Source organism: Methylomarinovum tepidoasis (assembly GCF_030294985.1).
Classification (GTDB): domain Bacteria; phylum Pseudomonadota; class Gammaproteobacteria; order Methylococcales; family Methylothermaceae; genus Methylohalobius; species Methylohalobius tepidoasis.
In genome coordinates, this window is record NZ_AP024718.1 from 2,123,695 (window position 1) to 2,140,872 (window position 17,178).

The 17,178-nt window shown below is 65.0% G+C and carries 17 protein-coding genes; 9 read left to right on the top strand and 8 right to left on the bottom strand.

Translation table 11 applies throughout. The features are described 5' to 3' along the window. Nucleotides 1-2: 2 nt before the first annotated feature. From MIN45_RS10695 to MIN45_RS10710, 4 genes are all read right to left on the bottom strand, one after another. Nucleotides 3-860: a VOC family protein gene (locus tag MIN45_RS10695; protein WP_286292104.1), complete on the bottom strand. Its 858-nt coding sequence runs from the start codon at nt 858-860 to the stop codon at nt 3-5. Between the two features lie 134 nt (nt 861-994). Next, nucleotides 995-2,089, bottom strand: a complete 1,095-nt coding sequence (gene arsB, locus MIN45_RS10700; RefSeq protein ID WP_286292105.1) for an ACR3 family arsenite efflux transporter — start codon at nt 2,087-2,089, stop codon at nt 995-997. A gap of 73 nt (nt 2,090-2,162) precedes the next feature. After that, nucleotides 2,163-3,077 carry a sulfite exporter TauE/SafE family protein gene (locus MIN45_RS10705; protein ID WP_286292106.1) on the bottom strand — a complete coding sequence of 305 codons (915 nt, stop codon included), beginning with the start codon at nt 3,075-3,077 and terminating at the stop codon, nt 2,163-2,165. Between the two features lie 165 nt (nt 3,078-3,242). Continuing rightward, nucleotides 3,243-4,274 (bottom strand): urease accessory protein UreH domain-containing protein, encoded by a 1,032-nt coding sequence (locus MIN45_RS10710; protein WP_286292109.1) that lies wholly within the window; start codon nt 4,272-4,274, stop codon nt 3,243-3,245. A gap of 179 nt (nt 4,275-4,453) precedes the next feature. Between MIN45_RS10710 and MIN45_RS10715 the strand changes: the two genes are divergently transcribed. From MIN45_RS10715 to MIN45_RS10735, 5 genes are read left to right on the top strand one after another with little or no spacing between them, the layout of a single operon-like run. Continuing rightward, nucleotides 4,454-4,816: a carboxymuconolactone decarboxylase family protein gene (locus tag MIN45_RS10715; RefSeq protein WP_286292111.1), complete on the top strand. Its 363-nt coding sequence runs from the start codon at nt 4,454-4,456 to the stop codon at nt 4,814-4,816. A 1-nt stretch (nt 4,817) separates the two neighbouring features. Next, entirely contained in the window at nt 4,818-5,870 is a 1,053-nt protein-coding gene (locus MIN45_RS10720; RefSeq protein WP_286292114.1) for a thiamine pyrophosphate-dependent enzyme, read from the top strand. A 9-nt stretch (nt 5,871-5,879) separates the two neighbouring features. Next, nucleotides 5,880-6,866 (top strand): alpha-ketoacid dehydrogenase subunit beta, encoded by a 987-nt coding sequence (locus MIN45_RS10725; protein WP_286292116.1) that lies wholly within the window; start codon nt 5,880-5,882, stop codon nt 6,864-6,866. After that, entirely contained in the window at nt 6,863-8,152 is a 1,290-nt protein-coding gene (locus MIN45_RS10730; protein WP_286292118.1) for a 2-oxo acid dehydrogenase subunit E2, read from the top strand. The genes MIN45_RS10725 and MIN45_RS10730 overlap by 4 nt, the downstream gene beginning before the upstream one ends. After that, the gene (locus tag MIN45_RS10735) at nt 8,149-9,096 is read left to right on the top strand and encodes a bifunctional enoyl-CoA hydratase/phosphate acetyltransferase (protein ID WP_286292120.1); all 948 of its coding nucleotides are present in this window, start codon (nt 8,149-8,151) and stop codon (nt 9,094-9,096) included. Before MIN45_RS10730 ends, MIN45_RS10735 begins: the two co-directional genes overlap by 4 nt. A gap of 5 nt (nt 9,097-9,101) precedes the next feature. Here the strand turns inward: MIN45_RS10735 and cfa are convergent, their stop codons facing one another. Then, a complete protein-coding gene (gene cfa / locus MIN45_RS10740) occupies nt 9,102-10,259 on the bottom strand; it encodes a cyclopropane fatty acyl phospholipid synthase (RefSeq protein WP_286292123.1) in 1,158 nt (385 codons plus the stop codon). A gap of 40 nt (nt 10,260-10,299) precedes the next feature. Beyond that, complete coding sequence (locus MIN45_RS10745; protein ID WP_286292124.1) at nt 10,300-11,760, bottom strand: cation:proton antiporter; 1,461 nt, start codon at nt 11,758-11,760, stop codon at nt 10,300-10,302. 123 nt (nt 11,761-11,883) lie between these two features. Between MIN45_RS10745 and MIN45_RS10750 the strand changes: the two genes are divergently transcribed. Next, the gene (locus MIN45_RS10750) at nt 11,884-13,470 is read left to right on the top strand and encodes an FMN-binding glutamate synthase family protein (protein WP_286292125.1); all 1,587 of its coding nucleotides are present in this window, start codon (nt 11,884-11,886) and stop codon (nt 13,468-13,470) included. Nucleotides 13,471-13,474: 4 nt separating this feature from the next. Here the strand turns inward: MIN45_RS10750 and MIN45_RS10755 are convergent, their stop codons facing one another. Continuing rightward, a complete protein-coding gene (locus tag MIN45_RS10755) occupies nt 13,475-13,750 on the bottom strand; it encodes a YkgJ family cysteine cluster protein (protein ID WP_286292126.1) in 276 nt (91 codons plus the stop codon). Nucleotides 13,751-13,810: 60 nt separating this feature from the next. Here MIN45_RS10755 and MIN45_RS10760 point away from each other — a divergent pair, with 60 nt between their 5' ends. Next, nucleotides 13,811-14,929, top strand: coding sequence for an RNA ligase (locus MIN45_RS10760; RefSeq protein ID WP_286292128.1), 1,119 nt, complete (start codon nt 13,811-13,813; stop codon nt 14,927-14,929). 1 nt (nt 14,930) lies between these two features. Here the strand turns inward: MIN45_RS10760 and MIN45_RS10765 are convergent, their stop codons facing one another. After that, nucleotides 14,931-15,521 (bottom strand): RNA ligase partner protein, encoded by a 591-nt coding sequence (locus tag MIN45_RS10765; RefSeq protein WP_286292130.1) that lies wholly within the window; start codon nt 15,519-15,521, stop codon nt 14,931-14,933. 69 nt (nt 15,522-15,590) lie between these two features. Here MIN45_RS10765 and MIN45_RS10770 point away from each other — a divergent pair, with 69 nt between their 5' ends. Both MIN45_RS10770 and MIN45_RS10775 read left to right on the top strand, forming a co-directional pair. Further along, nucleotides 15,591-15,854 carry a zinc ribbon domain-containing protein gene (locus tag MIN45_RS10770; RefSeq protein WP_286292133.1) on the top strand — a complete coding sequence of 88 codons (264 nt, stop codon included), beginning with the start codon at nt 15,591-15,593 and terminating at the stop codon, nt 15,852-15,854. A gap of 4 nt (nt 15,855-15,858) precedes the next feature. After that, nucleotides 15,859-17,178, top strand: a complete 1,320-nt coding sequence (locus MIN45_RS10775) for a UDP-glucose dehydrogenase family protein (protein ID WP_286292134.1) — start codon at nt 15,859-15,861, stop codon at nt 17,176-17,178.

A 17,178-nucleotide genomic window follows, 5' to 3' on the forward strand; every position in this document is an offset into this window, starting at 1 on the left:
CCTCAGACCAGCAGCTCGGGTTCCTGGTCGGCCGGCATGCGCGCCAGTTCCTCCGGCGTCAGACGGGCATAGATCTCGACCAGATTGCCGCCGGGGTCCTTGAGCCACAGCTCGTGCAGCGGGGTGCCGCGCCAGGTGGTGCGCGGCGGCTTGTGGATCGGGAAACCGGCGGCCACGGCGCGGCGGTAGGCGTCGATCACCGCCGCCTTGTCGGCCAGCTCGACCCCCAGATGATAGAGGGTGTCGTGGTGCAGTTCCAGGCCGTCATCGACGAGGATGACGAAATTGGTTCTGAGCCGGTCGTTGACGAAGATCACGTAGCGGTGGGTCCACTCCTTGGGTTCGACCCCCAGCAGCCAGCTGTAGAAACGGGCCGCCCGGGCGATGTCGGGCACCCGGATGCTGGCGTGGAATTCCCTGGGATCGAGGGGCTGGGGCAGATCGCGCAGGTCAGCGAGCACTTCGATGCGCTGGGCGATGGCGTCGCGGGTCTGGCGGAAGATGGCCAGCCGCTCCGCCTCGCTCAAATCTTCCTCCCTGCGGTTCGGATCCGGCATCGCCCAGTTGATGCGTCTGGCCCGGGCGGCCACCACCGGACAGGATTCCTCGGCGCACAGGGTCACGATCAGGTCGATCCGGTCGAGGTCGATCTCGTCGATGGCCTTGCTGCGCAGCCCCGAGGTGTCGATGCCGACCTCCTCCAATACCTTGATCGCATACGGGTTGACCCGGCCGCTGGGCTGGCTGCCGGCGGAACAGACCCGGACCTGGTCGCCGAAACGGCGCCGGGCCAGGGCTTCGGCCAACTGGCTGCGGGCGGAGTTGGCGACGCACAGGAACAGAACGCTGTCGAACTGCATGGAGAATCTCTCTGGTCTCAGATTTCGGGCGGGGCCGGGGTGAAGATGACCGGCAACAGCGCGTGGGTGGCATCTGGCAAGCGCTCGGAGGCCGGTAGAATGTCGATCATGTCCAACAGTTTCTTGAACACGATTCAACACCTTGCCGCTTGTGTTTCCTCGGAGGGAAACCAATGTCGAGTCCGGTTGCAGAAGGCCACCACCGACAGCATCACCGGCACCTCCACCAGCACCCCGACCACGGTCGCCAGCGCCGCCCCGGATTCCGGCCCGTACAGGGTGATGGCGGTAGCCACCGCCAGCTCGAAGAAATTGCTGGCGCCGATCAGGGCCCCCGGCGCGGCCACGCTGAAGGGCACCTTGAACAGCCGCATCAGGCCGTAGGCCAGCGAGGCGTTGAAATAGACCTGCAGCAGGATCGGCAGGGCGATCAGGGCGATATGCAGCGGCTTGACAAGAATGTTGTCGGCCTGGAAGGCGAAGATGAACACCAGGGTGGTCAGCAGGGCGATGATGGCGACCGGATGAAAAGCTTTCAGATAGTAGTTTTCGAACCACGCGATCCCCTTCCAACGGATCAGCACCACCCGGCTGAGACTGGCCAGCGCCAACGGAATCACGATGAAGACGATGACGCTGTAAAGCAACACCTGGAACGGCACTTCCAGACCGCTGGCCCCTGCCACCAGAAAGCGGACGATGGGGGCGAACAGGATCAGCATCAACAGATCGTTGAGGGCCACCTGCACCAGGGTATAGGCGGGGTCCCCGTCGGTCAGATAGGACCAGACGAACACCATGGCGGTACAGGGGGCGGCCGCCAGGATGATGCAGCCGGCGATGTACTGGTCGGCCTGCGCCGGGCCGATCCAGGGTGCCAGCAGGTGGCGGCAGAACAGCCAGGCGAAGAAGGCCATGGAGAAGGGCTTGACCAGCCAGTTGACGAATAGGGTGATCAGGATCCCTTTGGGCCGCCGGCGCACCCCCAGGATGCTGGAAAAGTCGATCTTCAGCATCATGGGATAGATCATCAGCCAGATCAGCACCGCGATGGGGATGTTGATCTGGCTGTGGTCGAACTCCATGGCCCGCAGCCGTCCGGTCAGTTGTGGGAAGGTGCCTCCCAGAACCACCCCGGCCACCATGCACAGCCCCACCCAGACGGACAGATAGCGTTCGAAGAAGCTGAGGCGTCTTTTGGCCACCGGGGGGGGCACTGTCGTCGCCATCGTCTACTCCTTATGAATTTGTAAAACGGCAATCATTGGTAGTGGGGAAAGCTCAATAGATAACATCTGATCGTTACAGACAAATTACGATCCCCGCCCCAGGCGCCTGCGACAACATTTGCCGCAGCCCTTCCAGCAGTTGCACCAGATCGGCCACCCCTCCGTTTCTGACTACCATCACCACTGCGATTGCGAGCAGAAACCAGCCGAACAGCCGCTTCATCCGCACCCGATCCAGTTTCAACGCCCGCCGCGCCCCGATCTGGCCGCCGAGAAACACCGCCAGCGCCAACATCAGCGACAGGTGCCAGTCCCAGTGCCCAGCTACCAGGTGACCGGCGAAACCGCCAGCTGCGGTGACACCGACCATCAAAGCACTGGTACCGACGGCGATGTCCATGGGAATCCCCAATAGCAGCACCATCAGCGGCACTTTCATGATGCCACCGCCGACTCCCACCATTCCGCTCACCATACCGGCAAGGAAGGAAACCGGCAGTGCCAGGAGCAAATTCACGGCGAAGACATGACCGTCGTAACGACGCCGCCAGAGATACCATTTCGGCCGGGACACCGGCCTGGGACGTGGCTGCCACTGCCGGATCATGAACACCGCGGCAAAGGCCACCACCCCTGCGAACAACCAGCTCAGAACCCGGCCGCTGAACCAGGCGGACCCCACCCCGCCGACGAACCCGCCCAGAGTGGTCACGGATTCCAGCACCAGGGCCAGGGGCCAGTCCACCTTGTTGGCACGGCGGTAAACCAGGGTGGCGGACAGGGAGGTCACCATGATCAGAAACAGGCTGGTGGTGGCGGCGACGTGGAAGTCGATGCCGAACAGCACCTGGATCGGGGTATAAAGCGTTCCTCCTCCCTGGCCGAGCATGGAGAAGAAGATGGCCACAAAAAACAGCAGGCACCATAACAGCAGCCACGAGCAGACCGGCGGCGTGCCCAGAAAATGTAGTAATTCGGCTAGGGACAAATCGATCCTCCGAAAGTGACGCCCAGATTCATTCCAGTTCGAAACGGACAACCGCATCCGGCATGGTCCGGCTCCACTGATGCATGGAACCATCGTAAAGGCGCGCTGCAGGATTGCCCAGCAATTCGGACGAAACGAAGCAGGTCACGCTTCCCACGCCGCACCTCACCACCATGCCTGCATCTGCCGCCAGATCAAGGGCAAATAATCGCCGATATGGCCCTTCTGCCAACCCTTGATCATCATGATGACGCCGAGAGCGATGACCAGAATACCGGAAAGGCGAAGGAAACCGCGCATCATCCAGCCTGACAGATAAGTCGCGAACACCCCGAATCCCAGCAGGGCCGGCAGCGTACCTATGCCAAACAGGAACATGACTTTGGCGCCCTCTACCGGATCGGCGGTACCCGCGGCCAGGATGTACATCGCCTGCAACGGCCCGCAGGCGAACATGAAGCCGGTGAGAAAACCGATCACGAAAGGATTACGGGAACGGCGCCATCGCGTCAGTTTTTCCACGGCTTTGGGCTGACGAAACATCAGGCGCCGGAACCAATCGACCCCCCCCAGCATGTTGAGGCCGAATCCCACCAGAAACAACCCGGCGACGAGCGCCGTCAGCCCCCGGACCCACGGGGTGAAGCTCACCAACGCTCCCAGACCGCCGAACACCGCACCGAACAGGGTATAGGAAAGTGTCTTTCCCACCCCGTAGAGCAGATGGGCCATATAGGGAGAACGGCCGGACTCCAGGGTGGCCTGGGTGTAACTGAGCACGAACCCGCCACACATACCGATGCAGTGAAAACCTGTGACAAGGCCGACCGTCAACACCAGCCAATCGCTCATACCGGGGCTCGATGTCGGCAGGGAAAGGGCATGGCCGTAACGGCGCGCGGCGTAAATCGCGGCAGCCAGCGCCACCAATCCCAGTACGGAAAACAGGGCCTTCAGGCAGCGTGCACCATTCCGCTTATGCGCCAGGACGCAGGTGTAACCTTTGGGTTCGAGGGCTTTGCAGATGTGTTCCAGGGAACAGCGTTCCGCATCGTAGCGCAACGACAGCGTCCCTTCGGTGAAACTGGCCTGGGCTTCGCTCACACAAGGCAACGCCCCTACGGTGTCTTCGATGATTTTCTCGCAACCGCTGCAGTGCATGCCGGTGACCTTGATCTGAACCGATGTCTCTGCCATCCCCGCCCCCGTGAGTTATCCGACGCCCATAGAATATAACTTCTACACCATATTCTTAAATTCTTTGCCGACAGAGGCACGGACATGACAGCGGACCTCCGCCTACGGCCATCCCTGGTGCAGCTTATCCCTTTGTGTCATCATGACGGCATCTTTCCCGCCAACCGACGAGGTACCCCATGGCCGACAACCCCATGAAGGACAAGATGGCGCAGATGCACGAGGCGATGGCCTATCTGCGCAAGAAGTATCCCACCGAAACCCAGGCGTTTTCCTACTTCTTCAAAAAGGCTGAATCGGGACCGGCGCTGTCGATCCGCGAGAAAGAGCTCATCAACGTCGCCCTGGCGGTGGCGAGCCAGTGCGAGTGGTGCATCGGCTCCCACGTCAGGAGCGCGGCCCACGCGGGCGCCACCCGCGACGAGATCGTCGAGGCCGGTTTCATGGCGGTCATCATGCACGGCGGCCCGGCGCTGATGTACATGACTCCCCTGGTGCAGGCCCTGGACCTGTATCTGCCGGAAGAAGACGGCGAGGTTTGACATGGACAAGCGCCAGGCGCTCGCCTTCCTCCACGACATGCTGCTGGGGCGGCGGTTCGAGGAGCGCTGCGCGGAAGAGTACATGAAGGGCAACATCGCCGGCTTCCTCCATTTGTATCCCGGCGAGGAGGCGGTGGCGGTGGGGGTGATCCATGCCTGCGAGACCAGCGATTACATCGTCAGCACCTACCGCGAGCACGTCCACGCCCTAGTGCGCGGGGTGCCCGCCGGCGAGGTGATGGCGGAGCTGTTCGGCAAACGCGGCGGCTGCAGCCGCGGCATGGGCGGCTCCATGCATCTGTTCGATCCGCAGCGCCGCTTCATGGGCGGCTACGCCATCGTCGGGGAGACCTATCCGGTGGCCATCGGCCTGGGCTACGGCATCGCCATGAAGGATCTGCCCGAGGCGGTGATCTGCTTCTTCGGCGACGGCGCCGTCAATCAGGGCACCTTCCACGAATCCCTCAACATGGCGGCACTGTGGAAGCTGCCGGTGCTGTTCGTGTGCGAGAACAACCAGTACGCCATCGGCACCGAGATCCACCGTCATTCGGCGGTGCCGGAGGTGTACAAGCGCGCCGCCGCCTACCGTATCCCCGCCGAGCGGGTGGACGGCATGGACGTGCTCGAGGTCCATCGGGCCACCGAGCACGCTCTCCAGCAGATCCGCGCCGGCAGCGGCCCCCAGCTGCTCGAATGCCTCACCTACCGCTTCCGCGGCCACTCCATGGCCGATCCGGGCCACTACCGCCCGCCGGTGGAAGTCAAGGCCCACCAGCAGACCGACCCCCTGGAGCTGGCGCTGCGGGAACTGTCTCTGGTCTATCCGACCCCGGAACAGATCGCCGCCGCCGGTCCCGACGCGCTGCTGAAACTGCGCCAGTACTGCTTCGACCAGGGCCACCTTCACGAGGAAGGCTTCGAGGAGCTGGAACGGCAGGTCCAGGACGAGGTGGAGGCGGCGGTGCAGTTCGCCCTGGAAGCGCCGGAGCCGACCCTGGACGATGCCTGGCAGGCCCTGTACTGCAACCGCCGCGGCGAAATTCTGATCTAGGAGGCAGCGATGGCCGAAGAAGTGCTCATCTGGCAGGCCCTCAACCGCGCCCTCGACGAACTGATGGCGGCGGACGAGGACGTCTTCATCCTCGGCGAAGACGTGGGACTCTACGGCGGCAGCTACCGGGTCACCGAGGGGCTGTACGCCAAGTACGGCGAATGGCGGGTACGCGACACACCCATCTCTGAGGACAGCTTCACCGGCCTGGGGGTCGGGGCGGCGCTGATGGGGCTGCGCCCGGTGGTGGAGATCATGACCGTCAACTTCGCCCTCCTGGCCCTGGACGCCATCATCAACATGGCGGCCAAGGTGCCGTTCATGTCCGGCGGGCGCCTGCCCATGGGGCTGACCATCCGCACCCCCGGCGGGGTCGCCAAACAGCTGGCGGCCCAGCATTCCCAGCGACTGGAACACACCCTCATGAACGTGCCGGGGCTTCGCATCGTCGTCCCCGCCACTCCCCAGGACGCCTACTGGCAGCTCAAGCAGGCGGTCCTCAGCGACGAGCCGGTGATCGTCCTCGAACACGAACTGCTCTATTTTCACAAGGGCCCGCTGGACCCGACCGCCCCGCCGCCTCCGCCCCACCGCGCCGTGGTGCGCCGGCCGGGACGCGATCTCACCCTCGTCGCCTATTCCAAGATGGCGGTGCTGGCCGGGCAGGCGGCCGAACGGCTGGCCGAACAGGGAATCGAGGCCGAAGTCATCGACCTGCGCAGCCTGTCGCCCATCGACTGGCAGACCTGCGTCGATTCGGTGGCCCGCACCCACCGGGTGCTGATCGTCGAGGAGGACTGCCGCTTCGCCGGCGCCGGGGCCGAGATCGCCGCCGACCTGACCGAACGCTGTTTCACCCAACTGGAGGCCGCCCCCATGCGCCTGGCCGGCCTCGACATGCCGACCCCCTACAACGGCACCCTTGAGGCCCAGACCATTCCCCAGGTGGACGACATCGTCGCCGCCGCCCACCGACTCGTGAAGGAGGCATCATGAAACAACCGATCATCATGCCGGTGCTGTCGGACACCATGGAAGTGGGCCGCCTGGTGCGCTGGCTCAAAAAACCCGGGGACCCGGTCAAGAAAGGCGAGGTGATCGCCGAGGTGGAATCGGACAAGGCGGTGATGGAGCTGGAGGCCTTCAGCGATGGCTGGATTGCCGGCCCCCTGGCTCCTGAGGGCAGCGAGATCGCCGTCAAGCAGGTGATCGGCTGGATCGCCGACAATCCGGAGGAGGCCAAAGGCGAGGCCGCCCCCACCGAAACCGCCCCGGAGGCAGCGGCCGAACCGGCGCCGCCTCCGGAAAAGCCAGCTCCCCCGCCCCCCGAAGAACAGGCTCCTGCGGCGGCGCCGCCCCCTCCCAAGGAGGCTCCCAAACCGCCCCCCGCACCTGCGGAAGCCCCTCCGCCACCACCGCCCCCGCAAGCCACCGCCCCCTCACCGGGCGGCACCGTCAGCCCAGTGGTCACCGCCGCCCTGGAACCCCGCCGGCCGGCCTCTGGCGGCATCACCCCGCTGGCGCGGGAACTGGCAGCGGAACTGGGCCTCGACCCGGACACCCTGCCCGCGGGAGCGGACGGCGTCGTCCGCGCCGGCCAGGTCCTGGCCGCGGCCCTCACCGCCCCGGCACCGGATCTGAGCCACAACCCGCCGCACCAGGTCGAACTGCCGTCGGCGCTGCGCTGGAAAGTGGCCCTCAACATGCAGCGGACCACCGACACCCCGATGTTCCGGGTCACCACCACCGCCGACCTCCGCCCCCTGCGGGATTTCGCCCACGAGGGCGAATGGTCCCTGACCCTGCTGCTGGCCCGGGCCTGCGCCCTGGCGCTGACGGCCCATCCGCTGTTCAATCAGGCCTGGACGCCCAAGGGTCTGGCGCGCTTCGAACGCATCGACATCGGCATCGCCATGGACATCGGCGAGGGCCTGGTCACGCCGGTATTGCGGGATATGGCCGGGCGGCCGCTGGAGGAGCTGGCCGAGGACTGGCGCATCCTCAAGGACAAGACCCAGCGCCGGCGGCTGCGGCCGGAAGATTACGAAGGAGCGACCTTCTACCTCTCCAATCTGGGCACCTTTCCCGGGGTACGCCAGTTCGACGCCATCGTGCCGCTGGGCTCGAGCGCCATCCTCGCGGTGGCGGCCGCCGATGCCGAAGGCCGCACCGCCCTGACCCTCAGCTGTGACCACCGGGTGGTCTTCGGCGCCGATGCCGCCCGTTTCCTCGACACCCTGGTCACCCGCCTGAAACAGCCTGAAACCCTGGTCAAACCATGAATACGCCGCCGACTACACTGCAGCAGCTGATCGAACGGGCCCGGAGTTATCCACCGCTGCCGATGGCGGTGGTGGACGCTGGGGAGACTTACGTGCTCGAAGGGGCGCGGGAGGCAGCCGAAGCCGGGCTGATCGAACCCGTCCTGGTGGGCGACCGGGAACGGATCGAAACCCTGGCAGCACAGATCGGCTACACGCTCGATGGCGTCCGCATCGTCGCAGCCAACGGCGAAGAAGAAGCCGCCGAGAAAGGCGTGCAGCTGGTGCTGGGTGGGGAAGTCTGCGGTCTGATGAAAGGCTGGATTCATACCGACGTGCTCATGCACCCGGTGCTCCAGCACCTGCGCACCGGCCGCCGCGTCAGCCATGTGTTCGTGGCCGAGCTGCCCACCTATCCCAAGCTGCTGTATGTCACCGACGCCGCCATCAACATCTTTCCCGACCTGCCCCAGAAGGCCTCCATCGTCCAGAACGCCGTGGATCTGGCCCGCCTGCTGGGGGTGGAACAGCCCAAAGTGGCGGCGCTGTCTTCGGTGGAAGTGGTCAAACCGGAGATTCCCTCCACCATCGATGCCGCCTGCCTGAGCAAGATGGCCCAGCGGCGCCAGATCCGCCACGCCATCGTCGACGGCCCCCTCGCCTTCGACAACGCCATCTCCAAAGAAGCGGCGCGCATCAAACAGATAGACAGCGAGGTTTCCGGCGAGGTGGACATCCTCCTGGCTCCGGACCTGGATGCCGGCAACATTCTCGCCAAGGACCTGGCCTATCTGGCCAAGGCGACTTTGGCCGGCATCGTCGTCGGCGCCAGGGTACCCATCGTACTGCCGTCGCGTTCCGACCCACCCCAGGGACGGCTGGCCTCCTGCGCCATCGCCGTGCTGGTGCATCGGCTGTGGCCGTCGGTGTGCCGGCAGGACGGAAACGGGGCGGGGGAACGTTGATCCGGCTAGCGGGGCGCATCGTAGCGCCGGGGCCGTCCCTGCGGCGACAGCACGATCTGCCACAATTGCAGGTAGCGGGCCCGGAAAGCGCCGGCGAAGCTGAGCAGATAGAAGCGCCACATGCGGTAGAAGCGGTCGCCGTAACGGGGGCGCAACTCGGGCCAGGCGCGTTCGAAGTTGACGTACCAGGCCATCAGGGTGCGGTCGTAGTCGGGACCGAAATTCTGCCAGTCCTCCACGATCAGCCGTCCTTCGAAGGCGGCGCCGAGCTGGCGGATCGACGGCAGCATGGAGTTGGGGAAGATGTAGCGGGTCACCCAGGGGTTGCCGTGGGTTTCGGTGAAATTGCCGCCGATGGTATGCAGCACGAACAGGCCGTCCGGAGGCAGGCAACGGCGCACCACTTCCATGTAGGTCGCGTAATTCTTGTAGCCCACGTGCTCGAACATGCCAATGGAGAAGCCGGCGTCGAAATGCCCCCGGATCTCCCGGTAATCCTTCAGTTCGATGGTCACCGGCAGATCCCGGCACAGATCCCGGGCATAGCGGGCCTGCTGCCGGGACACGGTCACCCCGTGAACCTCGACGCCGTAGCGTTCGGCCATGTAGCGGGCGGCCCCGGCCCAGCCGCAACCGATGTCGAGCACCCGCATTCCCGGCTGCAGATCCAGCTTGCGGCAGATCAGCTCGAGCTTGGCCTCCTGGGCGGCGTCCAGGGTGTCCGCCTCTTTCCAGTAGCCGCAGCTGTAGATCAGTCGCCGGTCGAGCATGGCCTGATAAAGATCGTTGCCGATGTCGTAATGCTGCTCACCCACGTGGAAGGCCCGCCGCCTGTCCTGCAGATTGAGAAGTCTGGCTTGCAGATAAGCGAGCACGTCGCGCCAGGAGCGGACCTGCCGCAGCAGCCCGGCGCGCAGGATGCGGCAGACCATCTCGTCGAGGCGATCGCAGTCCCACCATCCCTCCATGTAGCTTTCCCCTAGTCCCAGGGAGGTTTCCACCAGCACTCGGCGGAAGAAACGTTCGTCGTGGACCTGGATGTCCCAGGGACGATCGCCGCCGATATGGATATCGGCCTGCTCGAGCAGAGAAGTCACCCGTCGGCGGCTCAGGCTCGGCCGCATCGGAGAAATCTGCAACGGTGACAACGTTTTCGACCCCATCGCACACCTCCTCCCGCATCTGCGGGCAATGACCGTCGAATCAGTCCGAGGAATACTCCACCACTGGCTCCTGCGGCGTTTCTCCGGCAACACGCCGTAGCAGCGCCGACCCGGCCAACATGGTGGCGATCACCATCAGCATGAAAGCGGCATAGACGTCGTCGCTCATCACCCCCAGGCTTTTGGCGGTGGCGGCGACCACCAGGGCCATCTCCCCGCGGGGAACCAGCGACCAGCCCAGCAGCCAGCCTTCAGTGCCGCGGGCCACCAACCAGGCGCCGGTGAGCTTGGCACCGATGGCGGCTGCAGCCAGCAACACGCCCATGGCCAGCACCTGCAACGAAAAGAAATCGATCAGATTGATCTGCATCCCCAGCAGGACGAAGAACACCGGCGCGAACACCTGGGTCAGCGGCTGCATCAGATCACGGGTGGAGACCTTGCCGCCGCAGCGCTTTTCGAGGTCCAGGGCGTTGAGCAGCAACGCCGCGCCGAAGATGCCGATCAGGCTGGAAAGGCTCAGCATATCGGCGATCCAGGCCAGCAGGAAGGCCAGCCCCAACGGCAGCAGGAGCAGCGCCTGATATTGCTCCATCTCCGCCAGCCACAGCAGTTCCCATCCGGGCGCCAGACGGCACAGATACAAAACGACGCCCACGTAGGCCACCACCCCGAACACCTGCCCCCAGGCACCCGCCAGCCCCTGCCCGCCCTGGACCAGGGTGACCGCGGTGGACACCAGCAGCACCGCCAGCACATCCGCCACCAGAATCGCTCCGGTCGCCAGGGCCACCAGGCTCCCGTGGTGGGCCTTGAAGCCTTCTAGCAGGGGAAGGGCGATGCTGGCGCTGGTGGGTGCCAGGCCGCTGGCCAACAGCAGACGGGTACTGAAATCGGCTTCCGGCAGCAGCCAGTCGAGCACCACCAGTCCCAGCCCCAGGGCGGCGACCACACCGGCGGCGGCGACCGCCAGCGCCCGCATCCCGGCGCCCAGCAGTTCCTCGATGCGCATTCCCAACGCCACCCGGAACCACAGGAACAGGATTCCCAGATTGGAAAAATGCCACAGGGCGCTGCCCATGAGGAGGAACCCCGGGCCCTCGTCGCCGACCAGAATGTCGATCAGACGCGCCCCGACGCCCCCCGGCGCCAGTTCTTCGGGGCTGAAGATGCGGCCGGCGGCATCCACCACCGAGGCCCCGCTGATCCAGACCTCGCGGAACAGCAGACTGGCATCGCCCAGATGCATGATGAGGAAGAACAGCGGCGACAGCTCGCTCCAGTAAAGGAAGTTGCCGATGACCATCCCCACCAGCAGCTCGCCGAGAATCACCGGCAGCTGCAGGCGCCGGGCCAGCAGGTGACCGGCCACCACAGCGGCGATGATCAGCCCCAGTTCGATCAGGATGTAGGCGAAAGGATCCAGCTCCATCAAGGTTCTGGGAGCGGCTGAAACCGCCGGGGGCACGGCCAGCAGCGGCAAAAGCGTCAGCTTGCGCATCGGTGTTCTCCTTCTCGAATGCTTTGTCTGTCCAGTATCCGGATTTTTCCCGGGGAAATCGAGTGTCCCACGACGAATCGAAGTTATCATGTTGCCGTCACCATCCCGAGGGAAGCGACTGTCATGCGCACCGCCTTCATTTTCGCCAGCTTAGGGCTGCTGGCTGCCGCCGGCTGGGTGGCGGCTTACGATCCGGACGACCGCTGGCTGCTGGCCCCGGTGACGGCGCTGATCCTGCTGGGGCTCTACGACATGCTCCAGACCCGCCACGCCATCTGGCGCAACTATCCGGTCGTCGGCCACCTGCGCTGGGTCATGGAGGGATTGCGCCCCTACGTGCAGCAGTATTTCATCGAATCGGACACCAGCGGCATGCCCATCAACCGCATGTTCCGCAGCATCGTCTATCAGCGCGCCAAGAACACCCGCGACACCCTCCCCTACGGCACCCGGGTGGACACCTACCGCGACGGCTACGAATGGATGGCCCATTCCCTGGGGGCCATCGAGATCACCGAGGTGGACCCGGACCTGCGGGTGATGATCGGCGGCCCCCAGTGCCGTCACCCCTACCGGGCCAGCATCTTCAACATCTCCGCCCTCAGCTTCGGAGCCCTGAGCCCCAACGCCATCCGCGCCCTCAACGCCGGCGCCCGGTCGCGGGGATTCGCCCACAACACCGGCGAGGGCGGCATCAGCCCCTATCACCTGGAAGGGGGCGGCGATCTGGTGTGGCAGATCGGCACCGGCTACTTCGGTTGTCGTGACCGCCACGGCCGTTTCGATCCGGCTCGTTTCCGCGACCGGGCGGCCCTGCCGGCGGTGAAGATGATCGAACTGAAACTGTCCCAAGGCGCCAAACCAGGCCACGGCGGCATCCTCCCGGCGACCAAGAACACCCCCGAGGTGGCCCGCATCCGCGGGGTGCCGCCAGGCATCGAGATCGTCTCCCCCGCCACCCACCGCACCTTCACCACCCCGGTCGGGCTGCTCGAATTCATCGCCTGCCTGCGGGAGCTGGCCGACGGCAAGCCGGTGGGCTTCAAGCTGGCGGTCGGCGAGCCTCACGAATTCGTCGCCATCTGCAAGGCGATGGTGGAAACCGGCATCTATCCCGATTTCATCACCGTCGACGGCGGTGAGGGCGGCAGCGGTGTGGCTCCCCTGGAATACAGCAATTCGGTGGGGATGCCCCTGCGCGAAGCGCTGGCCCTGGTGGTCGACTGCCTGGTGGGCTACGGCCTCAAGCGTCACATCCGAGTCATCGCCTCCGGCAAGATCCTGTCCGCCTTCCACCTGGTGAAGAACTTGGCCCTGGGAGCCGACGCCTGCAACAGCGCCCGGGGCATGATGCTGGCCCTGGGCTGCGTCCATTCCCTCAGCTGCAACACCAACCGCTGCCCCACCGGGGTGGCAACCCAGAACCCCGCCCTCTACCGCGGCCTGGTGGTGCGCGACAAAGCCCGCCGGGTGGCCAACTACCACGCCAAAACCCTGCACGCCGTGGCCGATCTTCTGACCTCCGCCAGTCTGCGCCACCCTTGCGAACTGAAGCGCAGTCACATCTACCGCCGCATCGACCAGGCCTGCGTCCGCCGTTACGACGAAATCTTCCCACCGCTGGAGGAAGGCTGCCTGCGGGAAGGAAACGTTCCCCCCCGGCTGGCCGAGGCGGTGGCCAGGGCCCGGGCTGGCAGTTTTCTGCCATAACCATTCACTCTTGGTGAGAAAAGGCAGATTGCGCGGTCAGCTCCTCCAACCGCTGCAGTCTGACAAGCGCCTCGGTACGGCTTTCCCCGCAAGTTTCCGCTTCGGCCTGGAACCATTCGCACACCGCCGGCCGCTCGGGCCGGCCGAACAGGCGGCAGCGGTCGTCTTCGTCCAGATGGATACAACGGACACCGGCGGGCTTGCCATCGGGCATGCCGGGAATGGGGGAGGTGATGGAGGGGGCGATGCAGCAGGCCCCGCAGCCGGGACGGCAGGTCATGGTGTCAGGCATCGGGCAAGGCTACAATGATCGCTCTCCCATGACAAACAAGAATCCCCCATGAGCCAGGTTCCCAGCCCCGTCACGGTCATCGACCAGTTGCCCGAAGCATTGCAGCAGCGCAAGGCATTGGCACGTCGCTTCAAGGATATCGAATATCGTCACTACCGTGACGACTGGCGCCACATACCCCGGGGCACTGCCGTCTTCGGCGAAACGGTGGTCTACGGCTATCCCCACATCGGCCGGGTCCTGGCGCTCGAGGCCGGGCTGAAGGCTCATTTCCAGGCGCCCTTCTGGGCCGAGGAAAAGATCAACGGCTTCAACGTCCGCATCGTCCGCATCGGCGAGCAGGTGCTGGCCCTTTCCCGCGGGGGCTTCGTCTGTCCTTTCACCACCGACCGGCTGCCCGATCTGATGCCGCTGGAGGTCTTCACGCGGCACCCGGATCTGGTCGTCTGCGCCGAGGTGGCCGGCCCGGACAACCCTTATCTGGAAAGCAGCCCCCCCTTCATCGAGGAGGACGTGGAACTGTTCGTCTTCGACCTGATGCGGAAGAACCAGGCCGGCTTTCTGCCCTACCGCGACAAGCAGCGGCTGATCGAAACCTTCAACCTGCCGCCGGTGCCCCTGCACGGTTATTTCCATCCCCACGAGGTCGGGCGCATCCGCAAGCTCATGCTGCGTCTGCACGAGGAATGGCGCGAGGGGCTGGTGTTCAAGGAGGACTCGCCACGCGACCACCGGGCCAAGTACGTCACCGGCAACATCAACATCGACGACCTGCGCGCGGCGGCCGACAACCTGCTCGACCTGCCGGCGGAATACGTCACCAATCGCCTGCTGCGCCTGAGCCTGTTCGTGGAGGAACATGGCCTGCCCGTGGATGCGGAGCTGGAACGCGCCCTGGGGGCGGCCCTGCTCGAAGGGCTGCATCAGGCAGTCGCTAAATTCCGCCGCGAACACCGCGTCTACACCACCTTCCGCTGCCGGTTCCGGGAGCGGGAAAACGCCGAGCTGATGTTGGAACATCTCAAGCGGGCCAGCCACCAGGTTCAAATCCGCCGGCGGGACCTGCGCCGCGAGGGTGATCACTGGCTGCTGGAATTCGACCGCATCTATCCGTCGCTGACCGGCATGCTCGGCGACCTGCTGGCGGGCAGGCTGGTCTTCGACTGACTCAGCCTTCGCGGTATTCCACCAGCTTTTCCAGAACCGGCATCAGATGTTCCGGGCGGACGATCATCACCCCCACCTTGTCGGCCCATTTCCGCAGCCCCACGTCCGCCGACAGCAACACCGCGTCCAGTTCGTAAGCCAGGAGCAGCACGTCCATGTCCTCACGGCTGTCGATGATGCCCTGGCGCAGGGCCTCCCGGTAGCGCCCCCGCAGCCGGTTGATGACCTTGCCGACCGCTTCCTGCTCGGCCCCGTCCTTGACCAGCTTGGCGTGCTCCTCGGCGATCCGCAGCCCCCGGTCGATACGCAGGCGCACCTCATCGATGAATTCGTAGAGAATCCCCGCCGGAATCGTCAGATTGAAGCGCCGCGGCGAACGGATCCGCACCACCGCCTCGAATTCCGGCGGCACCCCGGCCTTCTCCCGCATCCGCTGCAGCTCGCCAAACACCGAGGTCGGCATGTAGAATCTGGCGCCGGTGCGCCTGGCCAAGCTGAGGAAGGCGAGCATCGCCACATCCGGCGCCTCGCCGAACTGGCTGTAAACGTCCGGATTGGTGAAAATGCTGGTATCGAGCACGAAACGCTCCATTCCCCTCTCCTGTCGGATTGTCGTGGTATGGTCTTGTGATCGTCTATACTTGGCAGCAAGGAGGTCATCATGCCCACTTACGATTATCTTTGCAAAACCAACGGCAAGGTCGTGGAAGTCCGTCATCCGATGGACAAAACCGTGCGCACCTGGGGCGAGCTGTGCCAACTGGCCGGCATTGACCCCGGCGACACCCCGGCCGATGCCCCCGTGGAACGGCTGATCACCGGCGGCCACGTGGTTTCCAGCGCCAGTCTGAAGAACCCGGAACCCTGCGGCAGCGGCACCTGTGGTATGCCTGCCTGCGGCGGCGGAACCTGCATGATGGAGTAGGACCTTGAAGATCACCATTTTCGGCACCGGCTACGTGGGCCTGGTCACCGGCGCCTGTCTGGCGGAAGTCGGCAACGACGTCCTGTGCATGGATGTGGACCGGGACAAGATCGACCGCCTCAAACGGGGGGAGATCCCCATCTACGAGCCGGATCTGGACAAGCTGGTGGCGCGCAATGCCGCCGCCGGGCGTCTGTCCTTCACTACCGATCCGGCCGAGGCCGTGGCCCACGGGCTGTTCCAGTTCATCGCCGTCGGCACCCCGCCGGACGAGGACGGCTCCGCCGATCTGCGCCACGTGCTGGCGGTGGCTGCCACCATCGCCGAGCACATGGACGACTACCGCATCGTGGTGAACAAGTCCACCGTGCCGGTGGGCACCGCCGACCGGGTCCGCGACCGGATCCAGGAAATCCTGGCCCGGCGGGGCAAGGTGCTGGAATTCGATGTGGTGTCCAACCCCGAATTCCTCAAGGAAGGGGCCGCTGTCGACGACTTCATGAAGCCGGACCGCATCATCGTCGGCACCGACAACCCCCGTACCACCGAGCTGCTGCGGGTGCTGTACGCCCCCTTCAACCGCAACCACGACCGGCTGATCGCCATGGACGTGCGCTCGGCGGAGCTGACCAAATACGCCGCCAACGCCATGCTGGCCACCAAGATCAGCTTCATGAACGAACTGGCCAATCTGGCGGAAAAGCTCGATGCCGACATCGAGAAGGTCCGCGTCGGCATCGGCTCCGATCCCCGCATCGGCTACCACTTTATCTATCCCGGCTGCGGTTACGGCGGCTCCTGCTTTCCCAAGGACGTCAAGGCCCTGGAACGCACCGCCCGGGAAGTCGGCTACGAGGCCCGCCTGCTTCAGGCCGTGGAGCAGGTCAACGAACAGCAGAAGCGCCGGCTGTTCGAGAAGATCCACGGCCACTTCAACGGCGATTTGGCGGGCAGGACCATCGCCCTGTGGGGCTTGGCGTTCAAGCCCAACACCGACGACATGCGCGAGGCCCCGAGCCGGGTGTTGATGGAGCAGCTATGGCAGGCGGGCGCCCGGGTGCGGGCTCACGACCCGGTGGCCATGGACGAGGCCCGCCGCATCTACGGCGAACGGGAGGACCTGGTATTGGCCGATTCCCCCATGGAGGCGGTGGAAGGGGCCGACGCCCTGGCGGTGGTGACCGAATGGCGCGTCTTCAGAAGCCCGGATTTTCCCGCCCTGCGGGAAAAGCTGAAGCAGCCGGTGATCTTCGACGGCAGGAACATCTACGACCCGGCCATCCTGCGGGGGATGGGATTCCACTACTACGGGATGGGGCGGTGA

What these genes read in the sequence shown, in the direction of transcription:
- MIN45_RS10695 (WP_286292104.1), bottom strand. Translation starts at nt 860, where the DNA reads ATGCAGTTCGACAGCGTTCTGTTCCTGTGCGTCGCCAACTCCGCCCGC.
- arsB (WP_286292105.1), bottom strand. Translation starts at nt 2,089, where the DNA reads ATGGCGACGACAGTGCCCCCCCCGGTGGCCAAAAGACGCCTCAGCTTC.
- MIN45_RS10710 (WP_286292109.1), bottom strand. Translation starts at nt 4,274, where the DNA reads ATGGCAGAGACATCGGTTCAGATCAAGGTCACCGGCATGCACTGCAGC.
- MIN45_RS10715 (WP_286292111.1), top strand. Translation starts at nt 4,454, where the DNA reads ATGGCCGACAACCCCATGAAGGACAAGATGGCGCAGATGCACGAGGCG.
- MIN45_RS10720 (WP_286292114.1), top strand. Translation starts at nt 4,818, where the DNA reads ATGGACAAGCGCCAGGCGCTCGCCTTCCTCCACGACATGCTGCTGGGG.
- MIN45_RS10725 (WP_286292116.1), top strand. Translation starts at nt 5,880, where the DNA reads ATGGCCGAAGAAGTGCTCATCTGGCAGGCCCTCAACCGCGCCCTCGAC.
- MIN45_RS10730 (WP_286292118.1), top strand. Translation starts at nt 6,863, where the DNA reads ATGAAACAACCGATCATCATGCCGGTGCTGTCGGACACCATGGAAGTG.
- MIN45_RS10735 (WP_286292120.1), top strand. Translation starts at nt 8,149, where the DNA reads ATGAATACGCCGCCGACTACACTGCAGCAGCTGATCGAACGGGCCCGG.
- cfa (WP_286292123.1), bottom strand. Translation starts at nt 10,259, where the DNA reads ATGGGGTCGAAAACGTTGTCACCGTTGCAGATTTCTCCGATGCGGCCG.
- MIN45_RS10745 (WP_286292124.1), bottom strand. Translation starts at nt 11,760, where the DNA reads ATGCGCAAGCTGACGCTTTTGCCGCTGCTGGCCGTGCCCCCGGCGGTT.
- MIN45_RS10750 (WP_286292125.1), top strand. Translation starts at nt 11,884, where the DNA reads ATGCGCACCGCCTTCATTTTCGCCAGCTTAGGGCTGCTGGCTGCCGCC.
- MIN45_RS10755 (WP_286292126.1), bottom strand. Translation starts at nt 13,750, where the DNA reads ATGACCTGCCGTCCCGGCTGCGGGGCCTGCTGCATCGCCCCCTCCATC.
- MIN45_RS10760 (WP_286292128.1), top strand. Translation starts at nt 13,811, where the DNA reads ATGAGCCAGGTTCCCAGCCCCGTCACGGTCATCGACCAGTTGCCCGAA.
- MIN45_RS10765 (WP_286292130.1), bottom strand. Translation starts at nt 15,521, where the DNA reads ATGGAGCGTTTCGTGCTCGATACCAGCATTTTCACCAATCCGGACGTT.
- MIN45_RS10770 (WP_286292133.1), top strand. Translation starts at nt 15,591, where the DNA reads ATGCCCACTTACGATTATCTTTGCAAAACCAACGGCAAGGTCGTGGAA.